This window comes from Psychrosphaera algicola (assembly GCF_028401425.1).
GTDB classification, from domain to species: domain Bacteria; phylum Pseudomonadota; class Gammaproteobacteria; order Enterobacterales; family Alteromonadaceae; genus Psychrosphaera; species Psychrosphaera algicola.
The window spans coordinates 4,432,214-4,445,025 of record NZ_JAQOMS010000002.1 but is presented as its reverse complement, the minus strand read 5'-3'; the positions used below and the strand labels follow the sequence as shown (position 1 = coordinate 4,445,025).

The window sequence follows — 12,812 nt, the reverse complement described above, 5'->3', positions numbered from 1 at the left end:
TCACAAAAAACAATTAAAGAGTCGTCAATTTGAATACCTTGCAATTACCGCTGTTGAGTTTATATATCCACATTCCATGGTGTGTGCAAAAGTGTCCTTATTGTGATTTTAATTCCCATGCGCTTAAGTCTGGGATCCCTGAGCAGGAATATGTATCGCATTTGATTGACGATCTCACGGTTGACTTAAAGTGGGTACAAGGTCGGCAACTCCATTCTATATTTATTGGTGGTGGAACCCCGAGTTTGTTATCTGAAACCGCCATTGCTCGGTTGTTAGCGGAAGTTCAAAACCGCATTGAATTTGCACCAGATATTGAGATAACACTCGAAGCAAACCTAGGGACGCTGGAATACAATAAATTTAGCGGTTTTTCTGATGCCGGTGTGAATCGTATCTCCATTGGCGTGCAAAGTTTTCAGGCCGACAAACTAGAAGCATTAGGGCGAATACACTCCCTGATGAAGCGGAAAAAGCAGCCCGTTTTGCAACGTCGACTGTACCAACATTTAATCTCGATTTAATGCATGGGTTGCCAGACCAAACGTTAGATGACGCCCTTGGTGATCTAGCAAACGCAATTGACCTTTCGCCTACACATTTATCTTGGTATCAATTAACGATTGAACCAAATACGTTATTTTATTTTAGGCCGCCAACTTTACCTGAAGACGACATTCTATGGACGATACAAGAAGAAGGTCAGAAACTTATCGCCGATGCCGGTTATCGTCAATATGAAATCTCGGCCTACGCCAAGCCCGGGTTTGAGTGCAAACACAACTTAAATTACTGGCGATTTGGTGACTATCTTGGGATTGGTTGCGGAGCACATGGTAAAATAACCAACCTGCAAAATGGCAACATCGTCCGCACTGAGAAAGTGAAGCACCCAAAAGGATATATGGATTTAACTCAGCCCTATTTGAAAAAACAATGGACAGTGCCAGAAGACGACTTGCCATTTGAGTACTTTATGAACAAGCTCAGATTGTTTGAACCATTTGATTTAGCCGACTTCAGCCAGTTTACCGGTCTTGACGCCAGCAGTATCGATGTACCTCTCCAACAAGCCATTGCCAAAGGGTTGATTAGCGCTGATCGTCCCAATATTTTTAGCATAACGCCTCATGGTCATTTATTTTACAATGACCTTTTAGATCTTTTTTAGCCTAATCTAACTTTGACTTTATGCGCCCTCCCCTATCTACCTTTGGTTTTATGCTATTCACCGTATATTTCTTTTGACTTACGCTTAGTAACTCGCCATTTACCAACTTTTTGTTACACTCATAACGTACTTTATCCGATACATTATTTTGGCAGCGATTTGGGTTTAAACCGACGTAACGCCACCGGAATAAATAACTAATAAATTCGGGTGCCCTATCACCCTATACTTATAATAAAAAAGGGAACATTGATGAAATTAAAATACACTGCACTAGCGGTTACATTGACGCTTGGCCTGACAGCCTGCGAAATGATGCCAAATCTTTCATTAGATCAAAAAACGGCTGTTGAAGTTAGCACACAAGCTGAATCTGAGAAAGCCAACAAAATATTTGAAGAGATATTTACTGAAGGCGTAATGCGCTCTCCTATTTATCAAACTTATATGGCCATTAAAAAAGATTACGGTAAATGGGATGACATCTCTGAAGCTAACGAGTTAAAAGAACTAGAGTTCACTAAACAAGATTTGAAAAAAGTTAGAACCATTGACGTTAAAAAGCTTGATGCTCAAACTGCACTTAGCTATAAACTGATTGTTCAGCAACTAAAAGACCAAATTGCCGATTTCAAATGGCGTAACCATAACTACCCAGTTAATCAAATGTTTGGTTTGCACTCTATGGTTCCTTCGTTGTTAATCAACCAACACCAAATTTCATCTGTATCAGATGCAGAGGCTTATATAAGCCGTATTCACGGTGTGAAGACATTGTTCTCTGAATTGGAGAAAGGCCTAAACAAACGAGCTGACTTAGGTATTATCGCACCTAAATTTGTTTACCCTTATGTCATTTCTGACAGTAAAAACCTATTGAAAGGCGCACCTTTTGATAATGGCGAAGACAGCACAGTATTAGCTGACTTCAGCCGCAAAGTAGCTGCACTTGAAATTGAGCAAACAGAAAAAGACAAACTTCTTGCTGACGCTAAATTTGCATTAACTAACTCATTTAAGCCAGCATACGAAAGCTTAATCGTTAATCTTGAAAAACTGGAAGCCCGAGCTGACAATATTGACGGTGTTTGGAAATTTCCAAACGGCAAAAAGTTTTATAACAATGCCCTTAAAAATACGACAACGACCACTAAAACTGCAAATGAGATCCACAACATTGGTTTAAGTGAAGTAGAGAGAATTCATAACGAAATGCGCGGCATCATGAAGCAAGTAAACTTCAAAGGTGACTTGCAGGCATTTTTCGAATTTATGCGTACCGACAAACAGTTTTATTACCCTGAAACCGAAGCAGGTAAAAACGTTACTTAGATGAAGCGGTTGCTTTAATCGACAACATGAAGTCACGTTTAGACGAGTTGTTTATCGTTAAACCAAAAGCAGACATGATTGTAAAAGCAGTTGAGTCTTTCCGTGAAAAATCAGCAGGTAAAGCTTTTTACCAACAACCGGCTCCAGATGGCTCACGTCCTTAGCACCTATTACGCGAACTTGTACCGTATGAGTGACATGCCAACTTATCAAATGGAAGCATTGGCTTACCATGAAGGTATTACTAGCCACCATATGCAAATTGCCATTGCTCAAGAATTAGAAGGAATTCCTAAATTCCGTAAATTTGGTGGATACACAGCGTATGTTGAAGGTTGGGGTTTATACTCTGAAATGATCCCTAAAGAGATTGGCCTATACGAAGATCCGTATTCTGATTTTGGTCGTCTTGCTATGGAATTATGGCGTGCTTGTCGTTTAGTCGTCGATACGGGCATCCATGCTAAAAAATGGACCCGTGAAGAAGGTATTGCGTATTACGTAAACAACACGCCAAATCCTAAACCAGATGCAGTTAAAATGGTTGAACGTCATATTGTTATGGCATCTCAGGCAACGGCATACAAAATTGGTATGTTAAAAATTGTTGAATTACGTGAAGCGGCGAAGTCAAAACTAGGGAGCAAGTTTAGCCTTCCTGAGTTCCACGACGTTGTCCTTAAAAATGGTGCGGTACCATTAAATGTCCTAGAAGACCTAGTTAACCAGTGGGTTAAATCTAAAGCTTAAATAGCCTTGTTTGATATAAGCACGTTTGATAATGCCGCGTTGGTTTAGCGCGGCATACTTAGAACAGCTAACTATTCGACTTAACCAAGCTAGATAACAAAACGTAAGAAACAAAACGTAAGAAACAAAAAAGGTGGCCTAGGCCACCTTTTTTAATCTTGTTATTTCATCAATTGAATAAATGAATTTAGCCTAATTTATCAGACGCTACATGATAACGAGGATCTTCATTGATATTCATTTCAACAAACTTCTGCGCTTTTTCAAGTAAATCACGACATTCAGGACTGATATGACGAATATGCAATTTTTTGCCAGCGGCAACGTATTTATCAGCTAAACCATCAATTGCATCTAAACCAGAACTGTCCCAAATACGAGAATTTTTGAATTCGATTACCACGTCGTTCGGATCGTTTTCAACATCAAACAATTCGCGGAAATGGCCCACCGAACCAAAAAACAATGGTCCTTCTAAGTCATATACTTTCCAACCTTCGCTATCTACAGAGGTTCTGACAAATAAATGAGTTGCATGTTTCAGGCAAAAACTAACGCAGAAACAATAACACCAACAACAACCGCAATGGCAAGGTCGGCAATTACCGTAACGCCAGTCACGAGCAATAACACAAACGCGTCTTCTTTATTTGCGCCACGTAGAATTTTGAATGATGCCCATTCAAAGGTTCCTAAGACCACCATGAACATCACGCCAACTAATGCAGCAAGTGGGATCAATTCAATCCAAGGCGCTAAGAACAAGATAAACGCTAACAAAACAAGTGCCGCTGTGATCCCAGATAAACGACCACGACCACCAGAGTTAATATTGATCATTGATTGACCAATCATCGCACAACCACCCATGCCGCCGAAAAATCCGTTTACCGAATTTGCAACGCCTTGACCGATACATTCTTTATTGCCACGACCACGTGTATCCGTTAATTCATCGATAAGTGTCAGTGTTAATAACGATTCGATTAGACCAACAAGTGACAAAATAATTGCAGTAGGTAGCACGATATATAGAGTTTCAAGTGTAAACGGCACCATTGGGATAGCAAAACTAGGAAGTTCACCAGCCAGTGTAACGGTGGCTTTTTCAGCTTCAGGCACCATATCACGAACAAAATCGATAACCGTTCGTGCGTCAACATCTAAGCCATGGACAATGCCAGTAACCGTTAAGATAGCGACTAATGAAGCCGGAATAGCGGTAGTTAGCTTAGGTAAAAAATGAATAATCCCCATCGTTAGGGCAACAAGGCCTAACATGATGTACATTTGATTACCTTGCATCCATTGTTGAATACCTGCAGCATCAACAATTTTGAACTGCCCCATTTGCGCTAGGAATATAACAATCGCAAGGCCATTTACAAAACCCAACATAACAGGATAAGGCACAAGTCGAATAAACTTCCCTAACCTAAATACCCCAGCCAATATCTGTAATATCCCCGCTAGAATAACCGCGGCAAACAAATATTGAACGCCGTATTGCGCAACTAACGCAACCATAACAACAGCCATCGCACCGGTTGCACCAGAAATCATGCCTTAGGCGGCCACCGATTGCCGATGTAATTAAGCCCATCATAAATGCGGCATATAAACCGACCATAGGATCCACACCTGCTACAAACGCAAACGCCACTGCTTCTGGCACGAGCGCTAACGCAACGGTGATCCCCGACAGGACATCATTTTTTACATTAGAATCACTTTTTGTGATCAGATTAAACATGACAACTCCAAATTGCACATTTTGGGCAGGAAATTACCCTAATATTGAAAGCGCGGTAGTCTACCAGAACTGCATAAATGCTTCATTAACAATGTAACTTTTGGACTTATAATTTTTATTTTAGGCACAAAAAAGCCAATCTAAGATTGGCTTTTAAATAACACTGATGACTAAAATTAACGCAACTGCAGGATAGCCTGAGTGATTGTTGAGTTAACTTCCAGTGCACGTGAGTTTGCTTGATAATTCCGCTGTGCGGTAATTAGGTCAACCAATTCAGTAGTTAGGTTGGTATTGGATTGCTCCAATGTACCTGAACGAATTTGCCCGAATGTGCCAGAGTCGGCTTCACCTGCAAGCGGTTGGCCAGAGGTTTGGCTTTCCGTCCACGACGTATTACCTATTTGAGTCAACCCCTGTTCGTTGGCAAATCTCGCTAACATTATTTTTGTTACTGGAACTGAATCACCATTTGAATATTTAGATTCAATAAGGCCGTCTGTACCAATAGTTACGCCGGTTAATCGACCAACAGTCTTACCGTCTTGGCTTAAACCAGACACTTCAAATGGCGATGAGAACTGTGATAAACCAGACATATTAATATTAAACGTTTGGTCGGCATCGGCACCATTGGTAATTGCATTCGCCCCATCAAATGGTGCGACTGGCGCTGGAACAATTGCCGTAGCACTTGTCGTTAAACCTAAACGTTCAGATTTAGGGTTTGGAAACGTTTCTTCAACCGCAGCACCAGCACTGTCAAACTGCAATAACATGCCTCGTTGACCTGAACGCGATTCAAAACCAACACCAGTTACACCAAGTGCGGTATCTTGCTCTAGATCAACAGGTAACGTATTGCCGTCTTCATCTGTCACTGTTGCATACATAATCCAAGTATTAGAATTGTTTTGTTGTGCTGCAGGTACAGCCGCTAGTCCACCAACAAAACCGTCAGATGCAGAGGTCGCATCTAGTGTCGCGTTCGCGTCTAAAATAGCTGGGGTATTTGCCTTAACATAATAAACAGACGCTATACGGCTGTTACCAAGTGAATCATAAATAACCGTAGACGTTGATGATGTATAACTAGAAGTGTCTGTTGCGTCAAACGCTGTTGGGTCAAGTGCAGTTTCGTTGCTGTCTAAGTTAAATGTCATATCGATAGCAGAGGTTTGCTGAGGCGCACCTGCTGTATCAGGAATTTGTACAGGTCGTGTTGTACTCAAACTAACCGATTTAACAGAACCGTCGTCATTGACAGGGAAGCCCTGCAAATAATTGCCGTTCGAGTTAACAATGTAATTATCTGCATCGAGTTTGAACGCTCCAGAACGCGAATACGTTATGTCGCGACTCAATAAGTCATTGGTTAATGCAAAAAACCACCACCAGATACAGCCATATCTAGGGAGTTTGAAGTAAACAATAGGCTACCTTGAGTAAACTGTTGTGCTACGTCATTGATTAACACACCTTCGCCGTTTGCAGTTCGCGAGTTTGAGAAGATGGAGGAAGAAAAGACGTCGGCAAATTCTGCTCGAGACTCTTTAAATCCATAAGTGTTTACGTTCGCAATGTTGTTCGCGGTTACATCTAGGTCTTTTTGAGCTGCTTTTAAGCCACTCAATGCAATATTAAAAGACATAGGATTCTCCTATTGTTACTTTCTGAACTGCGATATGCAGCTCTTAAAAGAAAATGTATCGTTTAAATTAGTTAACTAGTCGCCTACTGCCAAAATGTCTGACAATCTGATTGCGCCTAATCCTTGTATATTCAATTCAAGTCCCGTGCCATTTTGTCCTAAAGTGACCGAACTTACGTTGCCATAGCTTAAAACAGAGAAGCTTTCTGATTCAGTCGCCCCATTTGGCAAACCTGTAACTTTGACTTCGTATGGTCCAGGAGGCCATGGATTGCCGTCCAGATCTTTACCATCCCATTCAAAGTCCATTAAACCAGATTGTTGACTACCATAAGGAATGATAACGGAACCTCCCGTAGAGCTAGTAATTTCTACCAATACGTTCTGAGTTGAACTACCTAAAGGCACCTGTCCTTTAAAGCCTGTGCCATCTGAATAGGCCATCGGACTATTCAACAATACGTTTCGGCCAACTAAAGAAGACGCTTCTAGTGCTTGGTTCGATGTCATCGATGCTGTCAACGAATCCATTTTGTCACCTAGACCTGTGATCCCATCAGCCATTGTGAATTGCGTCATCTGAGAAATCATGTCTTCATTAGATGTTGGATTTAGCGGGTCCTGCATCGATAGCTGTGTGGTAAGCAAGGTATAGAAGTCTTCTTGACCCATCTGGCCATTCACTTCGTTAGTTACAATGCTTTCTTCCTGCCAACGTAAATCTTCTGTTAACGAATTTGATATAGTGTTATCTATCATGGTGTATTACCTTAACGTTGACCCATTTGTAATGTTTTACTCAACATTTGCTTTGCTGCATCAGCAACTTGCACATTTGTCTCGTAAGAGCGTGATGCTGAGATCATGTTTGCCATTTCTTCAACAACGTTGACATTAGGTTTGTAAATATAACCATCGCTATCTGCCATTGGATGACTTGGGTTATGTTCAATGTTTAGCGGAGCGTCACTTTCAACAATGCCGAGCACATTAACGCCTGGAGACTGTGTTTGAGCACCAAGTGCTTTATCCATTTCTGCGGCAAAAACTGGATGCCTTGCGCGGTAAGTTTCACCGACACTACTCGACACCGTATTGGCGTTAGCAATATTACTTGCTGTTGTGTTCAATCGTACTGATTGAGCGCTCATACCAGTGCCTGAGACACCAAATACATTATATAAACTCATTGTTATTGCCCTCCACTAAGGGCTGACTTCAACCCTTTAATTTTGCCATTTAAGAATTGCAAACTTGCTTGGTACTCGATGGAATTTTGCATAAACAAATTACGTTCAACCTGAACGTCGACACTATTACCGTCGCCGGTATCAGGTTGGTTTGGGATGCGGAATTTTTCATGCGAATTAGCGTTGATAGACAAGTCAAAATGTTTGTCATGTGTTTTCGACATAGTATGACTTTGCTTCTTTTGTGCATTTTGCAATGCGTCCGCAAAATCAACATCTTTTGCTTTATAGCTCTAGCGTATCGGCGTTAGCGATATTGCTAGACAATATCTCTGCACGCTCTGACCTCGCTAACAAAGCATATTGATGTATACCAAATGCTTTATCTAAACTAATAGCCATACTCGCTCCCAATCGTCACTTTGTATTCTTAAATCTGTGTTGAAAAGAAATGCAAAATAAAGGCCAAGAAAAAATGACACTTAATAATTAGGGAGGGAAAAACAATTAAAACGTTGAAAATTAAAGATTAATTAAAAATAAATGAAGACTAGCCTTATAAAAGGCTAGCTTTTTTGCGGTAAACGATACCTGGGTTACAACGAACCATTTCAAATTTGTCGCTTAATCCGGACATGGATTCAGAAGCGCCAAGAACCAAATAACCGTTAGGATTCAATTGCGCTGCAAACTTATTGATAATTTGAGACTTAATCTCTGGGGAAAAATAAATAAGCACATTGCGGCAAAAGATGACATCAAACTTACCTAACAACTGGTAACTGTCGAGTAAATTTAAATGTCTAAAATTAACGAGGCGGCGAATATCAGCCCTGACCTGCATCATGCCATTGCCGCTGTCTGCAAAATATTTACTGCGGCGTTCTTGAGACAAACCACGAGACAGCGCCAAGTTGTCATATTCCGCATTTTTACAGATATCTAACATCGTATTAGAAATATCCGTTCCTAGAACCGAAAACATACTTTTGCTCGAAACCGACGGCGATGTACGATATTCATCAATAGTCATACCAATGGAATATGGTTCTTGACCTGACGAACTGGCCGCAGACCAAATTTTGATCGGACGCCCTTTATCAAGCTCTGGCAATAAATTATTTTTTAACAGTTCATAAGGATAGGTATCACGAAACCATAAGGTTTCGTTTGTTGTCATCGCATCAACAACCGCAGCTCGTAATTGACGTTCTGTCGGTTTTAGCGTTTTGCTGACAAGCTCCGCCAAGGTGCCAATTTGGAACCTTGTCATCAGGGGCGAAAGGCGACTCTTCACCAAATACAATTTGCTATCGCCTAGTACAATGCCACATTGTTGCTCTAGAAACTGACAAAATACGCGGTAGTCTGAATCACCTAGAGTATTACTATTCAAAACTGATTTCTCATTCAAATGCCATTGTTAGTCTGTATGTAGCCATTTTTGAACCGCTCCAGCGAGTTCATCAGGGTTAAATTTCGCAATAAAATCATCAGCCCCGACTTTTTCAACCATTGCATGGTTAAAAACACCGCTCAATGAGGTATGAAGTATAACATGCAAATCGGCAAGCTTAGGCCGAGATTTAACTTCGGCTGTTAAGGTATAACCATCCATTTCTGGCATTTCTACGTCAGAGATCAGTAGGCCAATTTTTTCAGTGACAGAATGTTCACAGCTCGCGGCGACTTCAACCAAATAATCGAGGGCTTCTTTACCGTTTTTCTTCGCTTCAATGGGTAACCCTAACCCCTCTAAAGCCCGTTTCACCTGATTTCTCGCAACAGACGAGTCATCAGTAATTAGGATAATACGGTCTCCCAAATCACTTTGCATCTCAGTGTCGGTGACAATACCGTCTGAAACGATTGTGCTTGAAGGCGCTATTTCTTCTAATATTTTTTCCACATCCAAAATTTCGATCAATTCATTGTCGATTTCAGTCACGGCCGTTAAATAGTTAAAGCGACCCGACCCTTTTGGTGGGGGCATAACAGAACCCCAGTTTAAGTTTACAATTCGTTCAACAGAATCCACCAAAAAACCCTGAATGGTCCGATTGTATTCAGTGATAATAATAAAACAGTCTTCCAATTTTTTAATTGGACGCCCACCTGTTGCTAAACTCATATCAATAACAGAGATGGTCTGCCCTCGAATATGAGCAATTCCTTTCACATAGCTATTTAATCTTGGCATCACAGTTAATGGTGGGCATTGCAGAACTTCACGCACTTTAAAAACATTAATGCCATAACGTTGACGACCATTTAACTTGAAAAGTAAAAGTTCCAGCCGGTTTTGACCAACTAATTGGGTTCTCTGATTAACCGAGTCAAGAATACCCGCCATATAACTTCTCCAATAAACTAGGAACGAAAATTGCTTACTCTGTAATGAACAACGTAATAAACAATGATAAATAGATGTTTTTAAGCCTTTAAATATAACTTTAGTCTTGTTTTAGCTTAATACCAACATCAAAACAAATGAAAAAACGCCAGCAATTTGACGGTTTGTCGAATGAAATCAAACTGGCTCGTTAACTATATGATAAAGCATAGTAAAAAGGCGATGAATATGTTGAAAAATTTCCCAAAAGTTTACGTATTAACCATAATCTTTTTATTCACCACATTGGGTGTATCGGCGTCCACGTCAAATTCTTTAATTCAAAAACAACTTATTGACGGTGTAACTCGTTATGTAAATCAAACGGTTAACCCAGATGACAGTGAACATATTAAGGTTAAAACGATACCATTGGACAATCGAATTAGGGTTAATCAATGCCAAGTTCCACTTGAGTATGAAATGATGAATCGTCGTAAGTTCACCAGACAATTTCCAGTTAAGGTCAGCTGCAACGCAACAGGTGCGTATTGGAAAATGTTTGTCCAAGTCCGCGTGACAGAATATATTGAAGCGTTAGTAACAACAAAAAGTGTTGGAAAAGGCGAACTCATAACCGAAGACCATATTACCCTTAGTCTTATAGAAAAAAGAAATGTTGATACCGGCAATGCGATTTCGACCGAAGCACTAATCGGTGGCCGAGCGATCCGTAACTTACATCGAGGCTTTCAAATCGGTGCTAATGATGTTTGTCTGGTTTGTAAAGGTGATAGCATATCGATTGTGGCACAGTCATCTAACATGATGATTAAAACGAATGGTACCGCCATTGAGAGTGGTTCATTTGGTGAGTCAATTAAGGTTAAAAACAATTCTTCAGACCGTATTGTTAAAGGCACGGTTGGAGAATTAAGACAAGTGTACGTAAATTTATAAAATAGTGTTAAAGTTTACCTATTGGCAGCCGATAGCAATGATGAGTAAATATTTTTGGTGGGTATAGTCATGGTAAACGATGTGAAAAATAGTGGATTACAAGGTAACAACACTTTGTACCACGCAAAAAACAACACTTAGAAGAAGTTAAACACGATTCCGTAAAGCACACGACTACGTCGCGAGGTGCTGAGAAGGACTCTGTCGCGCTTACGCCGCAGGCAAAACAATTGAAAGAATTACAAAAAAGATTTCGGACGGCGATGGTTTCGACCGGAAAAAGTTGAAGAAATTAAAAAGGCAATTACCGAAGGTGCATATAGTATCAATTACGAACGCTTAGCGTCGAAATTGGCCGCTTTCGAATTTGATTTATAACTATGGCAGAACAACCAGAAATAATTACTCATTTGAAAAATGTTTTACTGCAACAACGACTAAATCTTCAGTCGATGATGGAGATATTGGCATCTGAATTAGAAGCTGTGAAAAAACGCGACGGTGACCAATTGTCGCGCGTAGCTGCAGAAAAAGAAAAGCTACTGAATGCTATTTCTGAAATTGACAATCAATGCAATACAGAGCAATTAAAGCCATATATTACTGGTAACGACGAATTGTCTGCATTAAGAGATGAAATTGTAGAAGCATTTGAAGTTTGCCAACAAAAAATGAAGTTGTGTATTTAACTGCAACACAAACTCAAGTCGCCATCGACGAAGTCAAGCGCCTATTAATTGGCGGAAGCCGAAACTCAACATACGACTCGTATGGGCAGAAAAAGACTGGCGGCAGTTTAGGTAAAGGAATCAAAGCCTAAACCTTTCAGCTGCTATACCCCCGGCCAGTAATATGGCCAAATTCAAAACCATCAGTTTCATATCCCTTTATTCTGTTAACCAAAACGCACGCGCCTTTACGGTACCTGTTTTGGAATGACGCTTTTTGTGCTGAACTTATGAGCTAATTTAAGGACCTGTGGGGTCAGAGTCACTGATATTTAAAATTTCCTCAGCACTCGGTTGGAGATCCCTAATATCGCTTAGGCTCTTTTGGGAAGACGTTTTACTTTCTGAAATTATGAGCCAATTGAAGGCGGATTATGACATTCCTCTACACTTGGTTGGAAACCTGTGGGGTCAAAGTTGCTGATATTTAAAATTTCCTCTGCATTCGGTTGGAGATCCCTAATATCGCTGTGGCTCTTTTGGGATGACGTTTTTCGTTCTGATTACTTGAGCCAATTGAAGGCGGATTATGAACTTCCTCTGCACTTGGTTGTAAACCTGTGGGGTCAGAGTTGCTGATATTTATAATTTCCTCTGCATTCGGTTGGAGATCCCTAATATCGCTTAGGCTCTTTTGGGATGACGTTTTTTTCTTTTGATTTAGAATAATTATTTTCACTAAAGCAATACGTTATCACACCTAAAGTTCAGGCTGCATATTACTTCGTATAAATCCCCTTAGTTGAGATTTATATCTCGAAGTGAACGGCAGGGACGCCGTTGCAAGGAATGTGTTCACTTAAAGGACGAAGGGAATTCGTCAGTACATGGATGTACGTCAGACGAACTAGGGATGTACGTACATTCCGTCTCCGACGATAATATAAATCTTAAATAAGGATTAGGGATTTGGTCGAAAGCGGCTCTTTTGGTTACATGATCTTA

The 12,812-nt window shown here is 40.5% G+C and carries 7 protein-coding genes and 6 pseudogenes; 6 read left to right on the top strand and 7 right to left on the bottom strand.

Going from position 1 to position 12,812, the window contains the following annotated elements:
• The first annotated feature begins 38 nt into the window (after window positions 1-38).
• Both hemW and PN838_RS24435 read left to right on the top strand, forming a co-directional pair.
• Window positions 39-1,171 (top strand): annotated as a pseudogene (hemW, locus tag PN838_RS24440) (radical SAM family heme chaperone HemW).
• A 249-nt stretch (window positions 1,172-1,420) separates the two neighbouring features.
• Window positions 1,421-3,253 (top strand): annotated as a pseudogene (locus PN838_RS24435) (DUF885 domain-containing protein).
• A 187-nt stretch (window positions 3,254-3,440) separates the two neighbouring features.
• Here PN838_RS24435 and PN838_RS24430 read toward each other — a convergent pair.
• From PN838_RS24430 to PN838_RS24400, 7 genes and pseudogenes are all read right to left on the bottom strand, one after another.
• A pseudogene (locus tag PN838_RS24430) lies at window positions 3,441-5,006 on the bottom strand (SulP family inorganic anion transporter).
• 176 nt (window positions 5,007-5,182) lie between these two features.
• Window positions 5,183-6,657 (bottom strand): annotated as a pseudogene (gene flgE / locus PN838_RS24425) (flagellar hook protein FlgE).
• 75 nt (window positions 6,658-6,732) lie between these two features.
• A complete protein-coding gene (locus PN838_RS24420) occupies window positions 6,733-7,416 on the bottom strand; it encodes a flagellar hook assembly protein FlgD (RefSeq protein ID WP_215964135.1) in 684 nt (227 codons plus the stop codon).
• A gap of 11 nt (window positions 7,417-7,427) precedes the next feature.
• Window positions 7,428-7,847 carry a flagellar basal body rod protein FlgC gene (flgC, locus tag PN838_RS24415; RefSeq protein WP_215964134.1) on the bottom strand — a complete coding sequence of 140 codons (420 nt, stop codon included), beginning with the start codon at window positions 7,845-7,847 and terminating at the stop codon, window positions 7,428-7,430.
• Window positions 7,848-7,849: 2 nt separating this feature from the next.
• A pseudogene (gene flgB, locus PN838_RS24410) lies at window positions 7,850-8,249 on the bottom strand (flagellar basal body rod protein FlgB).
• Window positions 8,250-8,403: 154 nt separating this feature from the next.
• Window positions 8,404-9,243 (bottom strand): CheR family methyltransferase, encoded by an 840-nt coding sequence (locus PN838_RS24405; RefSeq protein WP_272182325.1) that lies wholly within the window; start codon window positions 9,241-9,243, stop codon window positions 8,404-8,406.
• Between the two features lie 27 nt (window positions 9,244-9,270).
• On the bottom strand, window positions 9,271-10,200 hold the full coding sequence (locus PN838_RS24400; RefSeq protein ID WP_215964131.1) for a chemotaxis protein CheV: 930 nt from the start codon (window positions 10,198-10,200) through the stop codon (window positions 9,271-9,273).
• Window positions 10,201-10,428: 228 nt separating this feature from the next.
• Between PN838_RS24400 and flgA the strand changes: the two genes are divergently transcribed.
• The 4 genes and pseudogenes from flgA to PN838_RS24385 all read left to right on the top strand — a co-directional run bounded on the left by flgA (window position 10,429) and on the right by PN838_RS24385 (window position 11,959).
• Window positions 10,429-11,139, top strand: coding sequence for a flagellar basal body P-ring formation chaperone FlgA (gene flgA / locus PN838_RS24395; protein WP_215964130.1), 711 nt, complete (start codon window positions 10,429-10,431; stop codon window positions 11,137-11,139).
• A gap of 279 nt (window positions 11,140-11,418) precedes the next feature.
• Window positions 11,419-11,517: pseudogene (locus tag PN838_RS27710) on the top strand (flagellar biosynthesis anti-sigma factor FlgM); the annotation flags it as partial.
• 2 nt (window positions 11,518-11,519) lie between these two features.
• On the top strand, window positions 11,520-11,828 hold the full coding sequence (locus PN838_RS24390) for a flagellar export chaperone FlgN (protein ID WP_272182324.1): 309 nt from the start codon (window positions 11,520-11,522) through the stop codon (window positions 11,826-11,828).
• Complete coding sequence (locus PN838_RS24385; RefSeq protein ID WP_272182323.1) at window positions 11,819-11,959, top strand: hypothetical protein; 141 nt, start codon at window positions 11,819-11,821, stop codon at window positions 11,957-11,959. The genes PN838_RS24390 and PN838_RS24385 overlap by 10 nt, the downstream gene beginning before the upstream one ends.
• Window positions 11,960-12,812: the final 853 nt, after the last annotated feature.